Genomic DNA, 24,524 nt, shown 5'->3' with positions numbered 1-24,524 from the left:
ATCATCACTGCGTTCCCTAAAAACGCTGGAGCACCCCTCCAGCGTTTATCTTAGTTTTATGCGGGAGGGATGATATGAGGAGATTTTCCGCAAGACAAAGACAAATTCTCATGTTTCTCCTGAACCGGAAAAACGGGGTGACAGCCGCCGAAATCGCAGAGACGATCTCCGTGAGCGTGCGCACAGTGCACCGGGAGATGGATGATTTGGCCTTAAGACTGAGCCCTTACGGTCTCGAGCTGTACCGTAAATCGGGAACCGGCATATCGATTCGCCTGCTAGGCGGAGAAATTCCGGGAGAAGAGACGCTCAAGGCGTTCCGTGAAACGGTTCTGTCCGTCAAGCCGACAGACTTCTCCGGCGAGGAACGGCTGATTCTGTTAATGTGCGAGCTGCTGGAGGCTGTGGAGCCGGTTAAAATGTTTGCTCTGGCCCACACGATGAACGTAACCTCGGCGACGATCAGCAACGATCTTGATGTACTGGAGTCTGAGCTGTCCAAACTCAAGCTAAACTTGATTCGGCGCAGGGGCTACGGTGTAGAGATTGAAGGGGAAGAAGAGGATATTCGCGCCGCGATTGCCCAAATTGCTTCCGATGAGCTGGAATATTCAGATCTGATCGGGAATTCCTCCTCTAAGGAAGGTTTGGTTACCCGCCGACTCTTACAGCTTGCGGGCAAAGCGAACTTGCTGCAATTGGAGAACAGTCTTTGGGACATGAACTGGGATTGGACCGAGAAGCTGAGTGAGCAGCATTATACCTCGCTTCTGATTGCTCTATCCGTGATGCTGACCAGGGTGGCCTCTGGCAGGGCCATTGAGCTTCAAGAGGCCGATCTGCAGGCAGAGAGCGGTGAACACCAGGTCATCGACCAGGCTAGACAAATTGCAGGCGCGCTGGAGCGGGAGTTCGACATTCAACTGCCTCCGGGCGAAATTCATCATATCGCAAGACTATTTCTAGCGGCTCGGGAAGATTCGCCGGAATTAGCCCGTGTCGATCTGGAAATCATGGATATCGTCGAGCGTTTGATTGAAGAGGTGGTCAAGCGAACAGGATTGCCCTTCCATGAAGATCGATCGCTTCGTGCAGGACTTCAAGAGCATCTGAATCCGGCACTGAAACGGATCAAGGAAGGAGCAAGAATCCGCAATCCGCTGCTCAGTGCGATTCGGAAGGATTACGAAGAATTGTTCAAGGTGATGCGCTCTTCCGTCAATGAAATCAAAGGCAGCTTTGAAGTGCCTGATGAGGAAATAGGTTTTCTGGTCATGCACTTTGGCGCCTCGGCTGAACGGTTAAGCCAGCTGGGCAGGAATGTGAAGGCAATTCTGGTCTGCTCCAGCGGACTAAGCTCATCCAAGCTGTTGGCTACAAGGCTGGCCAAGGAGATGCCTCAGATTGAAGTGCTCCGCAATGCATCCTGGTATGAAGCAGCACGACTTCCGGAGGAGGATTATGATCTTATTATTTCAACGATTAATCTGCCGATTCCTGAGGATCGTTATATCCGCTTGAGCCCGTTGCTAAGCCAGGAGGATGTGGAACGATTGCTTGCCCATATCCAGAGCATCACACTGCGGGAGCGCTCGGCTCCCAAGCAGGTCGACTTCCAGGAGGAAGGAGCGATTCACCGCCTTGTAAAGCTGGGGAATATGCTCAATGAAATCGTCTCCCTGCTAAAAGGCTTCCGCCTATATGAATTGGATAATACCGATTGGTCCTTGGACGGAATCTTGGGGGAAGCGCTGGAGCTGATGAATGCCTCAGGGGCGGGAAGCGAAAATGGAATAATCGCAGATGTTCCGGCAGTCGTCCAAAGGTTGACGGATCGGGAACGTATGGCGACCCAGATCATTCCAGGCACTTCACTGGCGTTGTTCCATACAAGAAGCAGATTTATCCATAACAGGGCTGTTTCATTATTCAGACTGACTCAACCGATGCTGTTAGGGCAAGGAGAGCCCGTCCAGGTCATTCTATTGATGCTCGCTAATCGCGAATTATCAAGGGAGAGCCTTGAGGTATTAAGCGAGATCAGTTCCCTGCTGCTGAAGGCTGAAGTGGTTCAGTTGCTGGAGGTCGGCTCCGAGGAGCAGATTCGCAATGAATTGGCCGAAGAGCTGCTGACTTTTTTCGAGAATAACTAGGTAATGTTTGCTTCAGAACAAAATCTGACTGAAGGAGAGAGAATTGATGAGCATACTGTCTACAGAGAAAATTGTATTGGATGCGAAAGCAAGTCATAAAAATGAAGCCATCCGCCTGGCTGGCGAATTGCTAGTAAAAGCGGGCCATGTTACTGAGGATTACGTGGATAAAATGCTTGAACGCGAAGAAATTGTATCCACCTATATGGGAGGCGGGCTGGCAATTCCCCATGGCACCAAAGAAGCCAAGTCCCTGGTTAAATCGACGGGGATGTCGATTGTACGCTTCCCGGAAGGCATTGATTTTGGCGGCGATGAGCCTGCATTTGTCGTGATCGGTATCGCTGGAGCAGGCGGGGATCATATGGGGATTTTGACGCAGGTTGCCATGATTTTCTCGGATGACGACAGCATTGAGAAGGTTATGGATGCCCAGACGAAGGAAGAAATTCTATCCATCTTCCAAGGAGGAGATCTCGCATGAAGGCAGTCCATTTTGGAGCGGGTAATATCGGACGGGGATTTATCGGGCTGCTTCTGGCCCGTTCCGGTTACGAGGTATGCTTTGCCGACGTCAACGAGCGTCTTGTAGATGCTTTGAAGGAGCGTAAAGAATATCCTGTTACCTTGGCGGATGAGGATCAGAAGACAACGATTGTCACCGGGGTAACTGCAGTGAACAGCAATACAGAAACGGCCGAGCTGGTTGAAGCCATCGCTGAAGCGGATTTGGTCACGACTGCTGTCGGTGTCTCCATCTTGAAGCATATTGCTGGAGCTGTCGCCAAAGGCATCACCCTGCGTGCAAATCGCGGATCGTCACCGCTACATATTATTGCCTGCGAGAATGCCATCGGTGCAAGCTCTCAACTAAAGCAGTTGGTCTATGAACAACTGGATGCTGAAGGAAGAAAGTATGCGGATGAGCATATTGCCTTCCCGGATGCCGCCGTAGATCGTATCGTGCCGCTGCAGCAGCATGAGGATATTCTGAAGGTTGTGGTAGAACCCTTCTTTGAATGGGTTGTGGACAAATCCCAACTGCTTCCGGAGCACCATGTGATTGAAGGAGTCAAGTATGTAGAGCATCTTGAGCCTTATATCGAGCGGAAGCTGTTTACGGTGAATACCGGACACTGCTCGGCAGCCTACATCGGAAACCTGCATGAATATGATACGATCCAGAGCGCGATGAATGATTCCGAGGTCGTCAACCATGTGGCGGCTGTTCTGAAAGAAACAGGAGCAATGCTGACTGCTAAGCACGGCTTCGATCCAAAAGAGCATGAAGCTTATATCACCACCACTCTGGAGCGCTTCCGGAATCCGGCTCTTAAGGATGAGGTAGCCCGGGTAGGCCGTTCTCCTATCCGCAAGCTGTCTCCGCTTGATCGTCTGACTTTGCCGGCATTGCGCGGACATGAGCTTGGCACCGGGTATTTGTACTTGGCGAGAACGATGGCTGCAGCCCTGTTCTTTACCGCAGCAGATGATCCTGAGGCTAACGAAGTACAAGAGACACTTAAGGAGCATGGCCCGGCCTATACCATCAGTAAATATTCGCAAATTCCTGACTCCCATCCGGTACATCAGGAAGTGATGAAGCAATATGAAATTCTTCAATCCCGCGTCTAATTAGGACAAAAAATAGTCGCCGTGCTGCATCTCCGTGATATACGGATTTGCGGACGGCGATTATTTTTTTCCGGAAGGGCATATACTTTCATCATAGCTGGTCCGACTCCGAGGTGCGGAAGGGGGACACAAGGATGGAGCAATTGATGAAAAGTAAAGCTTTTCGTTACGGAGTATGGCTGCTTCTTGGTTTGGTCATCTTGTATTTCATTTGGCTGCTGCGCCCGTTATTTGCAGTGGTCTACCGGTTTCTAAGCACGATCTTCGCCCCATTTATTGTCGCGATGATCATCTCCTATGTCTTGAATCCCATTGTTCGCATGCTAGGCAGCCGGAAGGTTCCAAGGACAGTGGCGGTGCTGCTGATCTATGCGGTATTCCTGACCAGCCTGGCCGTCATTCTAATGAATGTCATTCCGATGTTCATTGAGCAGGTGGAGGAGCTTGGCGAGCATTTGCCCCAGATCACGTTTCAGACGCAGCAGCTCATGAATCGCTGGGATGAGGGGATTTTTCCGGGGAGTATTCGAATGGGCATGAATAATTGGTTTTTTCAGCTCGAGCATCGGCTTGCGGCTTCCATCTCGGGCTTTCTGGATAATCTGGGAACCACGCTTGGCGTTGTATTTAACGCTTTTATCGTACCGTTCTTAATTTTTTACATGCTGAAGGATTTCGAGTCGATAGAACGCATGATTTTACGTATCCTCCCGAAATCGCGCAGAAAGTCCATTGTAACTTTGCTCAAGAATATTGACGAGGCGCTGGGCAATTATATCCGTGGTCAGTTGCTGGTCTGCGTGATCATTGGCGTGCTTGCCTATATTGGATATATGATCATCGGAATGCCCTTTGCCCTGCTGCTCGCCGGTATTGTTGCCGTCTGCAACATCATTCCCTATGTGGGGCCGTTCCTGGGAGCTGCACCCGCCATGCTGATGGCAACCACAATCTCGTGGAAAATGGTACTGCTGGTGCTGCTCGTCAACATGATTTGCCAGACGGTTGAGAGCAATATTATTTCACCTCAAGTCGTAGGCAGAACCTTGCATTTGCACCCGATGTTTATTATTTTCGCTCTGCTTGTCGGAGGGGAGATCGGCGGGATCATTGGCCTGGTATTGGCAGTCCCTTTCTTCGCCGTATGCAAAGTGGTGATCCAGCATTTCTACGCCTACTACATTCGCAGGAAAACAGCTTAGCTGTGCCAAAATTTAAAGCACTGTAAAGCAAGCACTGCAAAGCAGATTGACAGCAGAGAGGTCCGCTTATATACTAAATTTATATGTCTACATGTTGATAAAAACGTTGACGAAAAAAAGTATGTCCGCCCGATTTTCCCAGAGAAGGTGTTCCTTCCCCGTTGCAATAAGTATTTTACTGGCGCAATAGATACACGGGGAATGGCTGAAAGAACCCGAACCTCGCCGGACAGAAATGCTGTTTTCCGAGTGTGAGTTAAAAATTCACCGGCTGGTGCCCGTTATCGGACCGTACAAGGCGATCGCCTTCTGCGATGTTCTATTTCAGAAGCGATAACCAGGGTGGTACCGCGAGACAATCGTCCCTGATATTCAGGGGCGTTTTTTCTGTTTGGCACCATTTCGCTTCATATTCCATGGTACAGGAGGATGTTATAGATGAAAGCAAGTGAAATCCGCTCTAAATGGCTGCAATTTTTTGAAGAAAAGGGACATAAGGTGGAGCCCAGCGCCTCGCTCGTTCCCCATAATGATCCGTCGCTGCTCTGGATTAGTGCCGGCATGGCGCCGCTCAAGCCATACTTTGACGGACGGGTCAAGCCTGACAATCCGCGTCTGACCAACTCGCAAAAATGTATTCGTACCACCGATATTGAGAATGTCGGCAAGACGCGTCGTCACCATACCTTTTTTGAAATGCTGGGGAACTTCTCGTTCGGGGATTACTTCAAGGCGGAGGCCATTACCTGGGCATGGGAATTTTTAACGGGCAAAGAGTGGATTGGGCTTGACCCGGATCGGTTGTCTGTAACTGTCTATCCTGAGGATGAGGAAGCATTCAAGCTGTGGAACGAGGTCGTTGGACTCCCGGCTGAACGGATTATTAAGCTGCAAGAAAATTTCTGGGATATCGGTGAAGGTCCGTGCGGACCATGTTCTGAAATATTCTACGACCGTGGAGAGGCCTATGGGGATCTTAGTGATCCGGAATGCTTCCCGGGCGGGGAAAACGAACGATTCCTTGAGATATGGAATCTGGTGTTCACCCAATTTAATCACAATAAAGACGGCAGCTTTACGCCATTGCCGAATAAAAATATCGATACCGGTGCAGGTCTTGAACGATTTGCTTCCGTCCTGCAGGATGTGAATTCCAACTTTGACACCGATTTGTTCCAGCCGATCATTCAGAAGAGCGCTGCCCTTGCCAAGGTAACTTACGGTGAAAAGGAAGAAAGCGATGTCGCGCTGAAGGTTATTGCCGACCATATTCGTACGGTTGCCTTCGCTGTTTCTGACGGTGTTCTCCCGTCGAATGAAGGAAGAGGCTATGTGATCCGGCGTCTGCTCCGCCGTGCGGTGCGCTACGGCAAGCTGATCGGATTGGATAAGCCGTTCATGTACCAGCTGGTGGAGACGGTAGGCGATATTATGGGTGGATACTATCCGGATGTCGTTACAAAGCGTGAGTTCATTGAGAAGGTTATTTCCTCGGAAGAGGAGCGTTTTCATGAGACGCTGAGCGATGGCCTCGCCATTCTTGCTGAGATGAGCGCTGAAGCTAAAGCGGCAGGGAAAACATGGATCGGTGGCGCGGATGCCTTTAAGTTGTACGATACGTATGGTTTCCCGCTTGATCTGACAGAAGATTTCGCGGCTGAACATGGACTCGGTGTTGACCGGGAAGGGTTCGAAGCGGCAATGGAAGAACAGCGCGAGCGCGCTCGTGCGGCCCGGCATGAAAGCGGCAGTATGAAGGTGCAGGGAGGGGTCTTGTCCGACTTTACGACTAAAACAGAATTCATTGGATATAATGAGCTTGAAGTTCGCTCCGAGATTATAGCCTTGATTGCGGATGATCAGTTCGTAGATGTTCTGTCAGCCGGCCAGAGCGGCCAGGTGATCCTGTCGAAAACTCCGTTCTATGCAGAGAGTGGCGGTCAGGTCAGCGATAAAGGAACGCTTCAAGGAGAAATGGGAGCGGCGGAGGTTCAAGGCTTGTTCAAGGCTCCGCATGGTCAGCACGTGCATCAGGTTACGGTTACGGTTGGCGAGCTTCGCAGCGGCTCTAGCGTGAATGCCGAGGTAAACCGTGAGCTTCGCGGCGGTGTGGTGAAGAATCATACAGCGACCCACCTTCTGCATAAGGCGCTTAAGGAGACACTGGGCGAGCATGTCAATCAGGCGGGCTCCTTGGTGGAAGCTGATCGTCTGCGCTTTGACTTTTCGCATTTGGGCAGCATTAGTGCTGAGGAATTGGCGACGATTGAGCACCGAGTGAATGAACAGATTTGGAAGGCGCTCGATGTCAAGATTGAATTGAAGCCGATTGATGAGGCGAAGGCGATGGGAGCTATGGCTCTGTTCGGCGAAAAGTACGGCGATATCGTTCGTGTTGTGCAAGTCGGGTCTTATAGCCTGGAGCTTTGCGGTGGCTGCCATGTGAGCAATACAGCCGAAATCGGCCTGTTCAAGCTGGTAAGCGAGAGCGGCATCGGCTCCGGTGTTCGCCGGATCGAAGCAGTAACGGGCCGAGGCGCTTATCTGTTCATGGATGGCCAGCTTGAACTGTTGAAGCAATCGGCTGCATTGCTTAAATCCAATGTATCTGATGTGCCGAAACGTATTGAAGCATTGCATTCACAGCTTAAAGAGCTTGCACGTGAGAACGAGTCTCTGCAGAGTAAGCTGAGCGCAATTGAAGCCGGGGAATTGACAGACCGCGTGATTGAAGTTGGAAATACCAAGCTGCTGTCGGTTCAGGTTCAGGCAAGCAGCATGGATGCATTGCGCGGTCTGGCCGACGAGCTGAAGGTTAAGCTCCCGGATACGGTTCTTGTGCTTGGTGCAAGCGTAGAAGACAAAGTTAGCTTTGTCGTTGTGGTGCCGCAAGAGGAAGTGAAGCGCGGGCTGCATGCGGGCAAGCTGGTGAAGGAAGTAGCAGCTGTCTGCGGCGGCGGCGGCGGCGGCCGGCCAGATATGGCTCAAGCCGGGGGGAAGGATATTTCCAAGCTGGAGGAAGCCTTGAAGCTGCCGGCTAAGCTAATTGCTGGCTAAGCAATTAGCTATGTGATTATATCCGTCTATAAGTTGGACTGATAATACGTATATTAGGCATAAGTGTGGAGTGTTAAATGGCTTAGTTCAATCAAGAAATCCGCAAACAACAGCGATTGTAAGCACACTTCACACGTTGCCTGCGGAACTTAGAATCATTATCCAACTTATAAAACCGGATATTTCCTTATGAGGCCTATGATGTGATATAGTAAAGGTAGAATTAGACTCAACTAGGCAATAGTGCAGGCCGCAGTCTGAAGAAACGAGGTGTTATCGTGGACTCCATGGATAAAACCGTCAAGTTTAATGTCACAGGCGACGAGCAGGAGGCTTCTTCGGAGGAAATCCTGCTTGCGGTATACGAAGCGCTTAAACAGAAGGACTACAACCCGATTAATCAAATCGTTGGGTATCTGTTGTCCGGAGATCCGGCCTACATTCCCCGGCATAATAATGCCCGGAGTTTGGTTCGGAAGAAGGAGCGCGACGAGCTGATCGAGGAATTGGTCAGATATTATCTTGCCGGACATCGTTAGGAGATTTCATGAAAATTTTAGGATTGGATTACGGGGATCGGCGAATCGGAGCAGCTGTCAGCGATGCTTTCGGCTGGACCGCTCAAGGCCTGGAGGTTATTGAGCGACGCAAAGAGGGAACCGAGCTTGATCGGATCGCAGCCCTGGTGCGGGAGCATCATATCGAGGAGGTTGTGGTTGGACTTCCGAAGAATATGAACGGTACCATCGGCCCCCGCGGGGAATTATGCATAGCCTTTGCCGAGGAACTGAGAGCCTTGCTCCAGCTTCCCGTTCATTTATGGGATGAGCGTTTAACTACGGTATCTGCCCATCGCACGCTGATCGAGGCGGATGTCAGCAGGAAAAAGCGCAAAGGGGTCGTTGATAAGATGGCCGCAAGTCTGATTTTGCAAAATTATTTGGACTCTAAGAGTCAAAGGTGAGGGTGATCGCACATGTCTAAAGATCGTATCGGCAATGAAGAAGAACCGGAAATTATTTACATCCCTGATGATGAGGGGAATGAAGAAGAATTCGAAGTGATTATGAAATTCGAAGTCGACGGTTCGGATGCCAAGTATATGATGGTCGTTCCTTTGGATTCAACTGAACAGGAAGATGAAGAGAGCGAAGAAGTATACGCATTCCGTTACGAAGAAGACGGAGATGACCTGAAGCTGTATACGATAGAGAGCGATGAGGAGTGGGAAATTGTTGAAGAGACGTTCAACACCCTCATTGACGAGTTCGACGGAAGCGAGGACGATCATGACTGAGTATCGGGCGGATCAAGTTGTATGGACTACCCGTGTCACTGATGCGTTCGGTGAAATCGTTGAATTGCAGGATGAGACAGGTAAGGCTTCCTACTATTCCGTGGAGAAGGAATTTGACGTTGCAGGTAATTCTTATGCCGTTCTGCGGAATGATGAAGGCCGTGAAGAGGATGAGCCTGAGCTTCTGAAGATTGTTGTACTGCCGGATGGAGGACTTGAACTCGTTACCATTGATGACGATGAAGAGTGGGAAAATGTGGCGGAACTGTATGATGAATTAACGTTCCCGGAATAGACCGGGTCTGGAATGTGTGATATCATAGATCGGACTGGGAAGGGCGGGAGAACCGCTCTTTTTGGCTGTAAAGGGGTTGATCTGTTGAGGAAGGTATTGAAATGGTTCGGGATTCTGTTTCTGATCCTGATTCTTGGTGCCGCCGCAGGCGGATGGTATGTATATTCAGGGATGCAGCCGGTTGACTCTGCTGAGCAGGATGTGCGAATTACGATTGAGCCTGGAACCGGGACGAACGCCATCGCAGATCTGTTGGAAGAGAATGGCCTTATCAAAAATTCATTTTTCTTTGTGTCTTATCTGAAATGGAAATCTGAAGGCAGCCGGTTTCAGGCGGGCATCTATGATTTGAAGCCAGGCGTGACTTATGACGAGATTATCTCCAAACTCAATTCAGGCGATGTTGTAAAGGCAGAGATGATTCGCTTTACAATTCCGGAAGGCTATACCGTTATGCAGATGGCGGACAAGCTTGCGGAACAGGGGATCGCGGATAAAGAGATATTTTTAGAGTTAGTGAAGCAAGGAAATGGGCTGACATCTCCTTTGTTAAGTGATTTGCCGAGTGAAGATGCTCTGAAATACCGTCTGGAGGGTTATCTTTTTCCCGAAACGTATGAGCTGAAGAAGGGGAGTACAGAGGCTGATATTGTTAACCGGATGTTAGAAGAGACGGCCAAACGGCTTGACGGAATTGATGATTTCGAAGCGAAGCTGTCGAAGACCGGCCTTTCTTTGAATGAGCTTATGACGATGGCCTCGCTGATCGAGCGTGAGGTAGTTGCGGATTCTGAACGAAGAACCGTGGCCGGCGTAATCTACAATCGCTTGGAAAAGGATATGAAGCTGGAAATCGATGCAACGGTTCAGTACCTGCTCGACAAGCCCAAGGAACGGTTGCTTAACTCGGATCTGCGCAGTGTAGACAGTCCATATAATACTTATCTGTACGCCGGGTTGCCGCCCGGTCCAATTGCTGCGCCAAGCTTGAAGTCCATTGAAGCCGCGTTGGAACCGGAAGCCTCCGAGTATTTGTTCTATGTAACCAAAAAGGACGGCAGCGGGGAGCATCTGTTTGCCAAGACGTATAAAGAGCATTTGAAAAACATCGAGACTAGCAAGAATTAGGCTAATTAATTGAGGTGAACAAGCAATGTGCAAGAAACCTGAGCTTCTGGTACCGGCAGGTTCGCTGGAAGAAATCAGCGCATACCTGGAAGCAGGAGCGAATGCTGTATTGATTGGTAATGTAGAATACGCGATGCGTTTGCCCGGTGATTTTTCGATCGAAGACATTCGGGAAGCTGTTGCCTATGGGCGTCAGCACAATGCGAAAATATACGTAAGTATAAGCAAGCTTTTTCATAATGAGCAATTGGAGGAGCTTAAGACTTATATTCTTCATCTGGCAGACGCTGGGGTAGACGGGATTCAATTTGGTGATCCTGCCGTTCTTAGACTTGTCAAAGAGATAGCTCCCCAACTGCCGCTCCATTGGAACGCCGAGATGACCTCGACGAATTATTCAACCGCTAATTATTGGGGTGACAGAGGAGCGAGCAGGGTTGTGCTTGCCCGTGAGCTGAATATGGATGAAATTACGGAAATGAAGCCGTCACTTCGCATTGAGTCGGAGGTGCAGGTGCATGGCATGACGAATATTTATCACTCGAAGCGCCGTCTGGTCAAAAGCTATATGACCCATCAGGGGCGGCCCGTTTCCGGAAGCGACCTCAGTTCAAAGCGGGGGTTGTTCCTGATCGAAGCTGAACGCCCCAATGAAAAGTATCCGATCTATGAAGATGAGAATGGTACGCATATTATGAGCTCAGATGATTTATGCATTCTTGAGGATTTGCATGTATTGCTGGCAGCCGGACTCGACAGCTTTAAGATTGAAACTTTAATGAAGCCGATGAGCTATAACAAGACAGTTATTCAGGCATACCGTCAAGCTATTGATACCTATATTGAAAATCCTGAAGACTATGAATTTAATGAGGCGTGGATGGACGAGATTCGCCGGGTTCAAGACCCTGAGCGAGAGCTCTCCTTCGGCTTCTTCTATAAAGAGCAGGTTTATTAATTTAAGAGGCAGTTCAAAAAGTCAGCTTTTGATCGCGAAGTGTATCAAGAGCTTGAATCGACATCGAATCTTGCGTTCACCCTACACTCCGTTCCTCCTTCTTCGGGTCCTCGCAACCTTTCGGTGCTGGAAAAGCCGACTTTTTGAACACTCACTTTAGCAGAGAGGTGAACGAGATGCAGACAACAACCAAGACACATGTGCATAAATATTCTGGCAGACGAAATCGCCTCAGCAAACCGGAATTGCTGGCACCTGCCGGAAATTTGGAGAAGCTGAAATTCGCAATTCATTATGGAGCAGATGCGGTATATATTGGAGGACAAAAATACGGCCTTCGTTCGAATGCGGATAACTTCAGCTTTGAGGAAATGCGAGAAGGCGTTGAATTTGCTAAGCAATACGGAGCCAAGGTATTCGTTGCCACGAACATCTACGCCCATAATGAGGATCTGGAGGGAATCGAGGAATATTTGCGCAACTTGTACAATGCCGGAATTTCAGCCATTATCGTAGCGGATCCGATTATTGTTGAGACGGCGCAGAAGGCAGTGCCTGGCCTCGAGGTTCATTTAAGTACCCAACAGTCCACAGTGAACTGGCAGGCAGTCCAGTTCTGGAAAGAAGAAGGCCTTCCGCGGGTGGTGCTGGGCCGAGAGACAAGCATGGAAGAGATAGAAGAGATCAAACGGCATGTAGATGTCGAGATTGAAGCCTTTATTCATGGTGCGATGTGTTCCTCCTATTCCGGACGCTGCGTATTATCGAACCATTTTACGGATCGCGACTCCAATCGCGGCGGATGCTGCCAATCCTGCCGCTGGAAATATGATCTTTTTGAGGACGCACGTCCGGAGGCTGAAACATGGATCTCGGAAGAAGAGGCACTGAGTGATCCGGTTCTGCAAAAATTCCAGCTGGGAGTCAACCAGTTGCCGCAATTTACGGAAGATGACAATGCCTTTACGATGGGTTCCAAGGATCTGTGCATGATTGAGCATGTCCCGGATCTGATCGATGTCGGTGTTGACAGCTTTAAGATTGAAGGACGCATGAAGTCTATTCACTACGTTGCCACAGTGGTGAATGTTTACCGTCAAGCGATTGATTCGTACATGGCGGACCCGGACAACTATGTCCTGAAGCCGGAATGGATCGAAGAAATCAATAAAGCAGCGAATCGTCCGTTGAACACTGGCTTCTTCTACGACACGCCGGATCACGAGGACCATATCTATGAACCTGAAGAGAAGGCGGCCCCTTATGATTTTGCTGGACTTGTGATGGAATATGATTCCAAGACAGGTATGGCAACGGTGCAGCAGCGCAATCACTTCAAGCCTGGGCAAGAAGTGGAGTTTTTCGGCCCTGGCGGCACGTTCTTCAAGCAGACGGTCGAAACGATCTGGGATGAAGAAGGCAATGAGCTGGATGCAGCCCGCCACCCTTTGCAAAGAGTAAAATTCAAGGTAAATCAGCCTGTAGCTTATTTTGATATGATGAGAAAAAAGAAGTGATTACTTGAAAATATCAGGAAGACCTTATGTGCTTTTCGGCATATAAGGTCTTCTTTTTATGGAAATCGTTTGCACAAGAGAGGGATCATGGGACGAAAGTCCTTATTTGATTTTTGCAACAAAAAAATGTAATTTTCGGTGTTAACTTTTCCGATATTATAGAGGAAGTCGTCAAAGCATGTCGAATTATGCACGTAAGGGTGTCTTACCACCAGATCGAAAATGGTATGACTTTAAACCCATGCTTAAAGTACGACGACTATTACGAGCGGTAGGTGAGTATGAATGGGTATGGTTCCTAAGAAGAAGGAGCAAGACACGGACAGCAAGGAATCGAAACAGAAAGGCCTTAATGCTTTGAAGGGAAAATTGAAACCCCCTTCATTGGAAAAGGCGGGGGGCGGCTGGAAGTCATCTGTCGGTAAGATGATACCTGGTCAGATTAACCCAAGCAAGTCGGTTGGCGTAAGATTGTTCTTAATCTTCTTTGTAGCAATTATGACGTTTGTTCTGGCCATTGGTTTGATGTCCTATGGAGTCGCAAAAAATACGATTCAGCGTAATGCGGAGACCTCCAATACACAGACCATATTGCAAACGACACAGAAGCTGGATATTGTATTCCAGAAGTTCGCGGATAATCTGCAACAGGCATTTTTGGATGATGAGATGCAAAAAGCAATTACGGAAGCTTATCTCCCGGGATTGTCGGATTATGACCGGTTTACTCAGGTGACAAAGATGAGAACCCGCCTGAATGGACTGACCTTTTCAAATGATGGATTCACAGCGATTTATATGCTTTCAAGCAAGCAGGCTATTGATGATATCAGTGCAGGCAATACCGATCCGGCGCTTTTAGGTACGATTCGGGATACCGAATGGTTTAAGGAAGTCTCTGAGAAGACGACAACCCAATGGATGCCTGTTCCGAAAGAAGACGGCAGCACGCCTGAAGTCTTCCGTCTGGTCCGTTCGGTTCAAAGCGTAACCAGTATGGAGCGCTTTGTGTTGGTGGCAGATATCAAGCTGAAGGTACTGGAAGACTACCTGAAGGAAGTTTCCCTTGGAGACGGCTCGGAAGTCAAGATGATGACAGCCGACAATTTTGTTGTAAGCTCTTCGAATACGGAGAATGTGGGTCTGACAGATACTATCGATATGTCTAAAGCCGGAACCGAATCATACGGCAGCTTCATAACTAAGGATCAATCCGGTGAAAGCGTCCTGGCTGTATTCGTGCAGCATGAGTTGACCGGCTGGAAGTTGGTTGGAACTGTAGCAACTTCCGAATTGACGAAGGATGCTAAGAGTATTCTGAGTTATACTTTCCTGTCAGCATTAATCGTCGCCTTCATTACCATCTTAATCGCATTCTGGATGGTACGCATGATTGCCCATCCTCTGGGCAAGATGAAGGAATTAATGGAAGAGGGAGCCAAGGGGAATCTGAATGTCCGTATGGAAACTCGGGCGAAGGATGAAATCGGGCAACTCTCGATCAGCTTCAACCTGATGATGGAGCAGATTACATCTCTGGTTAGTCAGACCAATCATTCCGCTCAAGATGTGCTGGAAACCGCAGCAGAATTGACGGATGCTTCCAATAAAACGGCGATCTCCGCAAGAGAAATCGCTTCAGCAACCGAAGAAATCGCGAATGGTGCAACCAGCTTAGCAAACGAAGCTGAGCGGGGCAACTCGTTGACGGATAACATTGCCCGTCAAATGGAGCACGTGATTAGTGTGAACCAGCAGATGGAGCACTCTGCGCATCAGGTTCATGAGTCCAGTCAGCGGGGAACCGAGTATTTGAATGGTCTGCTTGACAAGACAGAAGCTTCCGCCGAGATGATTAGCCAATTGACCAACAAGGTGGATGAATTGAAGACAAGTACCTCTTCAGTAATGAAGGTGCTTGATGTTATGAAGAATATTACGCAGCAAACCAATATCCTTTCCTTGAATGCAACGATTGAAGCTGCACGCGCCGGAGCTGCTGGGCGCGGATTCATGGTCGTGGCGGACGAAATTCGCCAACTGGCGGATCAGTCCAAGCAATCGATTGCCATGGTAGGAGAGATTACCGACAACATTCAGAAGGAAATGAATGAAACGGTACAGGCACTTTCTGAAGCCAGCCCATTGTTCCAAGAGCAAATGAGCTCTGTGAAGGAAACAGGACAGATCTTTGTCTCTGTACAACAGCAAATGGATAACTTCATTACTCATCTGGATAAGGTTACATCCTCGATCGATCAATTGAACGAATCGCAAAATATCCTTTCCGATGCGATGAGCAACGTAAGTGCGGTAGCGGAAGAATCTTCTGCCACTTCTGAAGAAGTTGCATCGTTAAGCAGCGAGCAGCAGACGATTGGGGAACAGTTGGTACAGCTGTCCAAGAAGCTTGAGAATGTATCGACAGGCCTGAAGGACTCGTTGTCTAAGTTTACGGTATAATCATTCCAATTTTAATATGAATGACAAGACAGGTCCCACATAGTCATAAGCTATGATGGACCTGTTTTTTGTATGAAAAAATATCCGTTCAATTCAATTTGTCCCTGGAAGTGTGAACAATCTTTTCCCAGGAAATAATGTTAACACACAGGAGGCGGTTAAATTGTTCATGGGCTTGAAACGACGGATATTTATTGTATTGTTTACATTTTCATTTCTACTAACGGTGTTTGCCGTAAGAATGGGCTGGCTGGCATGGAGTGCTGCCGCACGCCCTGTAACCGCTGGAGGACGAACTATAAACGAGCTGGCTGTAAGACAACGGGAACAAGGAATTGAACTGGATTCAGGGCGGGGGCATTTTGTTGACCGTGATGGGGTTAGGCTCACAGGGCAAATTCAATGGCTCCCCACTCTTTTCCCTGTCCGTGATCTTCCCGAAGAGGAGAGCTTGATGAAGCTCGCTGTTCTTGCGGATATGTCACTAGATGAGCTGAAGACGAAATGGAAGATGATTCAAGCTCCTTTTGCGCTAGAGATAGAGAATAAGGAGTCTTCAAAACCGCCGATCGGCGAACTGCCGGTTGGAGTGGAATGGTTGCCTTATATGAAGCGGTATCCAGAGGGGACAAGCGGGAATCAATGGCTTGGTTATGTCGCTCAACGCCCTGATGTAATAAGAGGGCTGAAGATCGGACAAGAGTCCGGCAGGCCCTTTCCGATTCAAATGCAGGTCGGGGCTTCAGGTTTGGAGTTATCCATGGATCGCTTCTTAAGAGGGATCGGCGGAACCAGAGTATCTTATGGCACCGACGGAAAGTACCGCTCATTGCCCAGCATCGGAACCAGAATTCGAACGACGGATAATCCTTATTATCCGATCCAAGTCCAGACCACGATAAAGGAAGGGATTCAGCGTGAACTGGAAAAGCTCAGCCAGGCCATGAAGGTTGAAGAGGGAGCGATTGTCGTCCTGGATGCGCGGCAGGGAGATATTATAGCTATGGTCTCAAGCCCATTTTATGATCCTAACCGTATTCAGATTGAAGCTGGAGCTTGGAGCAATAGAGCGGTCAAGGCAGAGGCGCCGGGCTCTATCTTTAAGCTTGTTGTAGCGGCTGCTGCGCTGGAATCGGGTGCGACCAAGCCAGGAGAAATGTTTCATTGCTCAGGCGAATATAACCGTTACGGTCTTTCCTGCTGGAAGGCCGGAGGTCATGGCGAAATTTCCTTGGAGCAAGGCCTGGCGCAATCATGTAATGTGGTGTTTGCCGAGCTGGGAGAGCGCTTGTCACAGGCCCAAATTGCAAGGGCCGCATCGGGGCTGGGATTATCTCGTAAAATCGGATGGCATGCTGACTCCTTCATGGGCGGTGAAGAACTGCGGCAGATTGATCAAGAGGAGGCTGGGAGGGTCTTTCATCCAACTGCTGCGGTTGACGGCGGCGTGCTGGCTCAAACGGCGCTAGGCCAGCGGGATGTGCTGGTAACTCCGCTTCAGGCAGCCAATTTGGTAGTAACGCTGCTTCATGATGGTCAATTATTTTCTCCCCGATTGGTGAGCAAGGTTAAGTATAAGGATGGTTCCACGATGGCTGATTTTCCTGTGAAAAAGTCAGGACGCGCACCGGGAATTTCCCCTAAGACGTCACATCAATTACTTGTCATGATGCGGCGTGTCGTCACTGAAGGGACTGGAAGATCAATGCGATCCTCAAAATGGGAGTTAGCAGGCAAATCAGGAACAGCCCAAGTTATGAAATTGACTAAGAAGCTCAATCAGCAATGGTTCATCGGATATGGGCCAGTGAGTCGACCTCAATACGCTGTAGCTGTATTGGTTCAGAACCGTCCGGCCGGGTCTCGCCATCTTGCAACTGATGTGTTCCGGCGAGTGATGGATATTCTCGCACAGGACGCGGACATGTCTTAGCATAGTCAGCTTTCATCATCAACAGCTTCTTTTCCAAAAAAATGCCCCAACTTGGCAGGTCTGTATGATAAAATAGTGGGGATGCTATGCTTTAGGGCATGCCAAAGTCATGAACTATAGAAAAGTGGGGAAGACGACATGGAGACTTTGCTGCTGTGGTTATTTTATATTTCATCGCTATATGCTTTTATTCCCGGGCTGATCACAAGAATCTTCGGATTTCGCGTGTTTAGGCGCGGCATAAGCAAGGAATATTTCTCGCTTACCTTTGATGATGGACCTGATCCTCAATATACGCCGGAATTGCTTGATCTGCTGAAGCGCTATGATGCCAAGGCCACGTTCTTCGTGGTTGGCTCGAATGCAGAACGGCATCCAGAGCTGGTGAAGAGAATGCACGAAGAGGGACACTTGATCGGTATTCATAATTATGTCCACAAGACGAATTGGCTGATGGGACCTGCTGAAGTAAAAAAGCAGATTCAAAAGACAGGCAAGGTGATTCTGGACGCAACCGGCGCGCGTACGCACTTCTATCGGCCGCCCTGGGGGATTGTGAATCTCTTCGATTTCGCCAAGCGAAATGAAACTCAGATCGTACTCTGGTCGGCGATGTTCAGTGATTGGCGGGTCAAGATTGGCGCCGACAAATTGACGAAGCGGATGCTGAAGAAATTGCGAGGCGGCGAGGTGTTTTTGCTGCATGATTGCGGTGCGACGCTGGGGGCCAATACGACGGCACCGGGTGAAATGATGGTAGCGCTCGAACGCGTATTGAAGGAAGCAAGGAACCGCGGTCTGAACAGTATCCGTATTGATGAGATGATTAGGATCAGCGAGGCGGCGAAGGAGGGGAAAAAGGTGAAACGGAACTCTTCGGTCCAGCAAGCCGATTCCAAGAAAAAGCAGATTAGTCTGTTCAAAAAGACCATCGTTGCATTGTGGATGGCATGGGAGAAGCTGTTCCACCTTCTGTTCCGTCTGAAGACGATTAACCCTGAAAACCCGCTGATGCATTTTCGCATCCGGAGCTATCGCGGACAGCAAGTCACGATGAGTGATGGTTCTGTACTTACATCAGGCGATCAGATCATGGAACTGCATATTGATAATAAGCTGTTGTTCGAGCTGGGAATGAAGTCGAAGTCGCCTGTACAGCTTGCGATTAAGATGGTCCGGCGAATGGAGCAGGAGATGCCGCTGATTGCCCGTTATATATCCGATCATGCGGAGCTTGCCAAGGTAAAGGCATTGTATGGGGTGAGTATGATTAACCGGGGACCGGAGAAATTCGGATTTACGGTTACAGATCTTCCTAAGGGATTGTTCTCCGGGTCATCCCGGATTTACCTGAAGTTTCTGATGCGGGTCATCCATCCAGAAGGAGGATCACGATTGAATCAATCTCCGGAACTGCTGATTCCTAAACTGATCCTGATGCCGCTTGGGTACCTTGCCGAACATTATGCCGAAAATGGGTCTCATCGAAATATTTCAGAGAATCCGAATGAGAGCATAGAAGAGCCGGAGCCGGTTGCAATCCCTGCAAGCCTTTAAAAAGCAGATAGAACTCATGAAATTCATACGCTATAAATTAGACTGCAGGAACATAGCTAATTAAGCTGCAGCACCAGAAATTTTAATATCTTGCTCCAGTGAAAAGGGTGTCCCCAAATCGTCGCAAGATGATTTTGGGACACCCTTATTTTTTGTGATTCTATAAGTTGAACTAAATTATAGTTAGATTTTAAGTACGCCGCCGGAGCTGGCGTTCGTTACAAGCTTGGAATAACGTGCAAGATAGCCTGTCTTCACCTTCGGCTCAAAACCTTTCCAATTGGAGCGGCGACGGGCGAGCTCTTCATCGGCAACGTGAAGCTCAATCTTCCGGTTATTCAGATCCAGCTCGATGATATCTCCATCCTCGACGAATGCGATTGGGCCGCCTTCTGCCGCTTCCGGAGAGATGTGTCCGATGCTGATACCGCGGGAAGCGCCCGAGAAGCGGCCGTCCGTGATCAAGCCGACTTTCGCACCAAGTCCCATACCTACGATTTGGGAAGTAGGAGCGAGCATTTCAGGCATCCCTGGTCCGCCTTTAGGTCCTTCATAGCGGATAACAACGACAGAGCCTTCCTTCACTTTTCCGTTTGCGATGCCTTCCAGGGCTTGCTCCTGGGAATCGAAGCAAATTGCCGGTCCTTTATGGTAGCCGCCTACGGATGGATCAACGGCGCCCACTTTGATGACCGAGCCTTCCGGTGCTAGGTTGCCGTACAGGATGGCCAGGCCACCCCTCTCGGAGTGAGGCTGATCGATCGGATGAATGACGTTATGATCCAGAATTTCGCAGCCTTCAACGTTCTCTGCAATTGTCTTGCCGGTCACGGTGATACGATCGCCATAGATGGCGCCTGGTTTCTTGAGCAACTCATGCAACACGGCGCTTACGCCGCCGGCACGATCCACATCCTCGATGAAGATATCGGATGCCGGAGCCAGCTTGGCGATGTGCGGCACGCGGTTGGCAACTTCGTTGATACGCTCCAGCGGATAGTCGATCCCGGCTTCCTGAGCCAGAGCAAGTGTATGCAGAACCGTATTGGTGGATCCCCCCATTGCCATATCCAAGGCAAAGGCATTGTCGATTGATTCGATTGTAACGATATCGCGAGGCTTCAAATCAAGCTTGATCAATTCCATGAGCTGGCGAGCGGACTTCCGCACGAAATCGCGGCGTTCTTCGGCTACGGCCAAAATTGTGCCATTACCCGGCATCGCCAGTCCCAGAGCTTCAGCCAGACAGTTCATGGAGTTCGCTGTAAACATCCCAGAACAGGAGCCGCAGGTCGGACAACCGAATTGTTCCAATTCATACAAATCGCCATCCGAGATCTGGCCAGCCTGGTGAGCGCCAACCCCCTCGAAGACGGAGGTGAGAGAGAGCTTGCGGCCCTTGCTGTCAACACCAGCCTTCATAGGTCCGCCGCTGACGAAGACAGTTGGAATATTCACCCGAAGAGCGCCCATCATCATGCCCGGTGTGATCTTGTCACAGTTCGGAATGCAGACCATACCGTCAAACCAGTGAGCGGATACGACCGTCTCGAGAGCGTCTGCAATAATCTCACGGCTCGGCAGCGAGTAGCGCATGCCGATATGTCCCATTGCGATCCCGTCATCCACACCGATCGTGTTGAACTCGAACGGCACGCCGCCCGCTTCGCGAATGGCTTCCTTGACTATTTTCCCGAATTCCTGCAAGTGCACATGCCCCGGCACGATATCGATGTACGAATTGCATACCGCAATAAACGGCTTGCCGAAATCTTCTTCCTTTACTCCTGCTGCCCGCAACAAGCTGCGGTGAGGAGCGCGGTCAAAGCCTTTTTTTATCATATCTGAACGCATTTTACCAGCTGCCATAGTAAAGATCCCTCCATATCTATTTTGCTCTTGGTGAATTTTGTAACTTTACACCGCTAAAGCTTTTTATAAAGTCTATCATATGTATTCCTGTTTTTCTAGCAACAGAATAAAGAAACTCCGGTACGTTGTACCGGAGCTGTTATACGGAAATCCGCGCCTGGCAGGATCCGTCTGCATATTATGAATTGCTGCCGCGTGCCCGCCCGCCTTTGCGGCCGATGCTGCGGTAGAAGTCCTTATCGTATTTCTCGGAGGTAGCTTCCCCGCCTTTTTGGCCGATCTCCTGATAAAATTCCTTGCTGTGCTTGCTGGAGGTAGCTTTCCCGCCTTTTTGCCCAATCTCCTGGTAGAATTCTTTACCGTGGTTTTTGGAGGTGGCCTTTCCTCCGAGACGTCCGGCTTCTTCCCGGCTCATCTTGCCATTTTCCCGTGCCATGCAGATCACTCCTTGGATTGATTTTTTGGTAGGGTATGGTGTTATTTACCACATGCTAGCAAGATGAAACTCGAAATGTGCCGAAAATAAAAAAAGAAGCCCTTCTGAAAGGGCCGCCTTGGCTGAATTTACTTGCTGACAGCTCCGGAATTTCCAAGAGCTCTGCGTTCCAGGTGCAGCGCCCACTCTACCGGAGGCTCAATTGCCGCCGAGGTCCATTTCTTGACCGTTGGCTGGCTGAGAAGGATCGTGAGCAATACGGCTGAGGCAATGATTGTAAAAGCACCGGCATAGCTATCAATATAATCATATAACGGCGAGGCGGCGGCCCAGCGGATGAGCAGACCATGCAGCAGGAACACATAAAGAGTGCGGCGTCCGTAATCAGTCAGCCTTGAGGCTTGCTGTGGAACAAAGGCCAGGAAGCACGCTCCTGCGAACAACTGCAGGAAATAAAGGGCGAATCGGATCAGGCCTGCGTACCAGTATGCTGTGTCCAGCTGCATATAGGTCATGCTGCCGTACAGCCAACCCGGTGCAAATTCATTTCCGACGATCACAAGTGTAAAGAACAAGATAATTGATAGCAGAATTCCGACCACTCGGAATTTCTTGGTCAACAGCTGTCCGATCCAGGCAAATGAGAAGTGGTAGCCTGCGATGAAAAAGGGCAGAAACACAAAGGTTCGCGATACGCTCAACCAGGTACCGTCAAGCGGCAAATATCCGATTAGAATGCCGAGAATGAGAGCGGCGGCAATCTGCCGGAACGGCGACAGCTTTTGCAGAAGAAGGAGGATCAGGCGCCAGCACAGGTGACTGGCAAGGAACCAAAGCAGCAAGTAAGGAGCGAAGAAGGAATGATGAATATGGTTGACCTGAAATACGGTAATATCCAGGATGGAGTACAGCGTCTGGAAAATAACATATTGCAATCCAATCTGCACTAGAACCTTGCGTCCAACGCTTCCGGTCAAGCTGGTCTTGGCGAAATACCCCGTTACAAATACGAATAGGGGCATATGGAATGTGAAAATCCACATATAGAGCGAATTCATCCCGATCATGCGTGAGATTAGCGGCTCAATGGCATTACTGACAAACACGCAGAGTATGAGCAGAAAGCGCAGATTCAGGAAAAACGTCTCTCCCCGCTGTTCCCATGTAGGTGCTGACATATTGACGTTAACTCCTTTCTGCACATCCAATAAGTTTGATTTGAAAAATGGATATTTAAAATTTGAATAAATGCTTCTGGCTCTAAGATACTGGATTTGCCCCTTTAACTTTGTGATAAAAATCACCAGAGAAAGCGCTATCAGTGCGCTGAAATGTGACCAACTCATGAATCGTGATGAATTTTGATTTGGTGCAGGAAGAGAGGCGGGGTTAGAATAAGAAGAGAGTAGTAATCAGGAGGTGGCTTCGTGCCGGCAATACGAACAGAAGACAGCATCTTCCCATGCCGCGGCATCCTATTGGACAAGGACGGAACCTTGCTTGATTTTATGGCGCTATGGAGTGATTGGGCGCTTACGCTAACCCGGCTGGTGGACGGCCAGCTAACGGTGATGGGAGCGGCAGCGACGGTTCCTGTAGGGAGCCTGCTGGGGCTGATGCTGGATACAGACGGGCAGATGAAAGGCTATGACAAGACCGGCCCTCTAGCGATGGGCACAGAAGAAGAGGTAACCGCAATACTGGCCTGGCAGCTGTATGCAGCAGGTGTTCCCTGGAATGAGGCGCTCCTGCAGATCCGCTCCTTCAATACCGTAGCCATGCAAAAGCTGGAGGAGAAGCAGAATGCGGTTCCGATTCAGGGGCTCCATAGCTTCTTGTCTCGTTGTGAGGCTGCCGGAATCCGGTTAGGCGTCGTCACTTCAGATACAACGAAAGAGGCAGTGAAGCATATGGACTGGCTAGGGATCCGCAAGTATTTTGGGAGTATTGTGGGCAGGGACCGGGTGGTCAATGGCAAGCCAGATCCCGAAATGGCGGAGGTAGCAATGGGCGAGCTTGGAATCCGGGCGGAGGATTGCCTGATGATCGGAGACAGTAATGCCGATATGATGATGGGCAAGCTTGCAGGACTCTACGGCACAATCGGCATTGCCTCAGAGCCCGATGCGACGGATTATTTAGTGGATGCAGATTGGATTATTCCGGATTATACCGTCCTGGAGCCGATTGCTAATGCGGATTCTACGACCCTGAAGGAGGACAAACAGCGTGAATAACCTTGAACATGACTTTAAGTGCAAGCCAGAAATAGAAAAATTGGGAGAATGGATACTTGAGAGTAATCGAATCGTATTCTTTGGCGGGGCAGGCATTTCTACAGAGAGCGGAATTCCTGACTTTCGATCGGCAGCCGGAATCTATCATCAGGAGAACAAGCTGTCCTATTCCCCTGAAGAAATTTTGAGTCGTCCCTTTTTCAACCGGCATCCGGAAGTATTCTACGACTTTTACAGGACCAAGATGATTCATCCGGAAGCCAGGCCGAATCCGGCTCATCAGCTGCTGGCGGCACTGGAGAAGGCGGGGCGGCTTCAAGCAATCGTTACGCAAAACATCGACGGCTTGCACCAAATGGCAGGAAGCCAAAATGTGCTGGAGCTACATGGCTCGATTCATCGCAACTATTGCATGAGCTGCCGTGAATTCTGCACTCTGGATCAAGTTATGCAGAGTACGGCACCGGTTCCGCTCTGTACAACTTGTCATGGTGTGATCAAGCCCGATGTAGTGCTGTATGGTGAAAACTTGAATGATGATACCATTGAGCGCTCCATTCGTGCAATTGCTGAAGCAGATCTGCTGCTAATCGGGGGAACTTCATTGACGGTACAGCCGGCGGCCCATCTGGTGACATATTATCAAGGCGGCCGCACGGTATTGTTGAATGCCGGCTCAACGCCTTATGACAGCAGAGCCGATCTGCTGATCACGGATCCGATCGGGGCGGTCATGGATGCCCTGAAAACAGTTGTTCTGTGAACTATATCAGGTCAGGGCGTA

At 49.5% G+C, this 24,524-nt stretch carries 19 protein-coding genes and 1 pseudogene; 17 read left to right on the top strand and 3 right to left on the bottom strand.

Annotation, left to right across the window (positions count from 1 at the left end):
* The first annotated feature begins 74 nt into the window (after positions 1 to 74).
* The 15 genes from KQJ23_RS21445 (at position 75) to KQJ23_RS21375 (ending at position 19,195) form a co-directional block, all read left to right on the top strand.
* Positions 75 to 2,153, top strand: coding sequence for a BglG family transcription antiterminator (locus KQJ23_RS21445; protein WP_216480953.1), 2,079 nt, complete (start codon positions 75 to 77; stop codon positions 2,151 to 2,153).
* A gap of 46 nt (positions 2,154 to 2,199) precedes the next feature.
* Positions 2,200 to 2,637, top strand: a complete 438-nt coding sequence (locus tag KQJ23_RS21440; RefSeq protein WP_216480952.1) for a PTS mannitol transporter subunit IIA — start codon at positions 2,200 to 2,202, stop codon at positions 2,635 to 2,637.
* Positions 2,634 to 3,788, top strand: a complete 1,155-nt coding sequence (locus tag KQJ23_RS21435) for a mannitol-1-phosphate 5-dehydrogenase (protein ID WP_216480951.1) — start codon at positions 2,634 to 2,636, stop codon at positions 3,786 to 3,788. Before KQJ23_RS21440 ends, KQJ23_RS21435 begins: the two co-directional genes overlap by 4 nt.
* A 134-nt stretch (positions 3,789 to 3,922) precedes the next feature.
* Positions 3,923 to 4,990 carry an AI-2E family transporter gene (locus tag KQJ23_RS21430; RefSeq protein WP_216480950.1) on the top strand — a complete coding sequence of 356 codons (1,068 nt, stop codon included), beginning with the start codon at positions 3,923 to 3,925 and terminating at the stop codon, positions 4,988 to 4,990.
* A 438-nt stretch (positions 4,991 to 5,428) separates the two neighbouring features.
* Positions 5,429 to 8,047, top strand: a complete 2,619-nt coding sequence (gene alaS / locus KQJ23_RS21425) for an alanine--tRNA ligase (RefSeq protein ID WP_216480949.1) — start codon at positions 5,429 to 5,431, stop codon at positions 8,045 to 8,047.
* Positions 8,048 to 8,325: 278 nt separating this feature from the next.
* Positions 8,326 to 8,586: an IreB family regulatory phosphoprotein gene (locus tag KQJ23_RS21420; RefSeq protein WP_044480076.1), complete on the top strand. Its 261-nt coding sequence runs from the start codon at positions 8,326 to 8,328 to the stop codon at positions 8,584 to 8,586.
* An 8-nt stretch (positions 8,587 to 8,594) separates the two neighbouring features.
* On the top strand, positions 8,595 to 9,011 hold the full coding sequence (gene ruvX, locus KQJ23_RS21415; RefSeq protein WP_216480948.1) for a Holliday junction resolvase RuvX: 417 nt from the start codon (positions 8,595 to 8,597) through the stop codon (positions 9,009 to 9,011).
* Positions 9,012 to 9,023: 12 nt separating this feature from the next.
* On the top strand, positions 9,024 to 9,344 hold the full coding sequence (locus KQJ23_RS21410) for a DUF1292 domain-containing protein (RefSeq protein ID WP_044479631.1): 321 nt from the start codon (positions 9,024 to 9,026) through the stop codon (positions 9,342 to 9,344).
* Positions 9,337 to 9,639, top strand: coding sequence for a DUF1292 domain-containing protein (locus KQJ23_RS21405; RefSeq protein WP_216480947.1), 303 nt, complete (start codon positions 9,337 to 9,339; stop codon positions 9,637 to 9,639). The genes KQJ23_RS21410 and KQJ23_RS21405 overlap by 8 nt, the downstream gene beginning before the upstream one ends.
* Positions 9,640 to 9,723: 84 nt before the next feature.
* Positions 9,724 to 10,767 carry an endolytic transglycosylase MltG gene (gene mltG / locus KQJ23_RS21400; RefSeq protein ID WP_249529967.1) on the top strand — a complete coding sequence of 348 codons (1,044 nt, stop codon included), beginning with the start codon at positions 9,724 to 9,726 and terminating at the stop codon, positions 10,765 to 10,767.
* Positions 10,768 to 10,792: 25 nt separating this feature from the next.
* Entirely contained in the window at positions 10,793 to 11,725 is a 933-nt protein-coding gene (locus tag KQJ23_RS21395) for a peptidase U32 family protein (protein ID WP_216480945.1), read from the top strand.
* 176 nt (positions 11,726 to 11,901) lie between these two features.
* Positions 11,902 to 13,242 (top strand): peptidase U32 family protein, encoded by a 1,341-nt coding sequence (locus KQJ23_RS21390; protein ID WP_216480944.1) that lies wholly within the window; start codon positions 11,902 to 11,904, stop codon positions 13,240 to 13,242.
* Between the two features lie 285 nt (positions 13,243 to 13,527).
* Positions 13,528 to 15,705, top strand: a complete 2,178-nt coding sequence (locus tag KQJ23_RS21385) for a methyl-accepting chemotaxis protein (RefSeq protein WP_216480943.1) — start codon at positions 13,528 to 13,530, stop codon at positions 15,703 to 15,705.
* A 169-nt stretch (positions 15,706 to 15,874) separates the two neighbouring features.
* Positions 15,875 to 17,638, top strand: a complete 1,764-nt coding sequence (locus KQJ23_RS21380) for a peptidoglycan D,D-transpeptidase FtsI family protein (RefSeq protein WP_216480942.1) — start codon at positions 15,875 to 15,877, stop codon at positions 17,636 to 17,638.
* A gap of 138 nt (positions 17,639 to 17,776) precedes the next feature.
* Positions 17,777 to 19,195 carry a polysaccharide deacetylase family protein gene (locus KQJ23_RS21375; protein WP_216480941.1) on the top strand — a complete coding sequence of 473 codons (1,419 nt, stop codon included), beginning with the start codon at positions 17,777 to 17,779 and terminating at the stop codon, positions 19,193 to 19,195.
* Between the two features lie 183 nt (positions 19,196 to 19,378).
* Here the strand turns inward: KQJ23_RS21375 and ilvD are convergent, their stop codons facing one another.
* The 3 genes and pseudogenes from ilvD to KQJ23_RS21360 all read right to left on the bottom strand — a co-directional run bounded on the left by ilvD (position 19,379) and on the right by KQJ23_RS21360 (position 22,681).
* Positions 19,379 to 21,064 (bottom strand): dihydroxy-acid dehydratase, encoded by a 1,686-nt coding sequence (ilvD, locus tag KQJ23_RS21370; RefSeq protein ID WP_216480940.1) that lies wholly within the window; start codon positions 21,062 to 21,064, stop codon positions 19,379 to 19,381.
* Positions 21,065 to 21,251: 187 nt separating this feature from the next.
* Positions 21,252 to 21,503 (bottom strand): annotated as a pseudogene (locus tag KQJ23_RS21365) (KGG domain-containing protein); the annotation flags it as partial.
* Between the two features lie 128 nt (positions 21,504 to 21,631).
* A complete protein-coding gene (locus KQJ23_RS21360; RefSeq protein ID WP_216480938.1) occupies positions 21,632 to 22,681 on the bottom strand; it encodes an acyltransferase family protein in 1,050 nt (349 codons plus the stop codon).
* 249 nt (positions 22,682 to 22,930) lie between these two features.
* Between KQJ23_RS21360 and KQJ23_RS21355 the strand changes: the two genes are divergently transcribed.
* Both KQJ23_RS21355 and KQJ23_RS21350 read left to right on the top strand, forming a co-directional pair.
* The gene (locus KQJ23_RS21355) at positions 22,931 to 23,740 is read left to right on the top strand and encodes an HAD family hydrolase (RefSeq protein WP_346779440.1); all 810 of its coding nucleotides are present in this window, start codon (positions 22,931 to 22,933) and stop codon (positions 23,738 to 23,740) included.
* The gene (locus KQJ23_RS21350; protein WP_216480937.1) at positions 23,733 to 24,503 is read left to right on the top strand and encodes an NAD-dependent protein deacylase; all 771 of its coding nucleotides are present in this window, start codon (positions 23,733 to 23,735) and stop codon (positions 24,501 to 24,503) included. Before KQJ23_RS21355 ends, KQJ23_RS21350 begins: the two co-directional genes overlap by 8 nt.
* Positions 24,504 to 24,524: the final 21 nt, after the last annotated feature.

It is taken from the genome of Paenibacillus brevis (assembly GCF_018919145.1).
Taxonomy (GTDB): Bacteria; Bacillota; Bacilli; order Paenibacillales; family Paenibacillaceae; genus Fontibacillus; species Fontibacillus brevis.
Note: the sequence above shows the minus strand (reverse complement) of the source record. Positions and strands in the feature narration are given on the sequence as shown.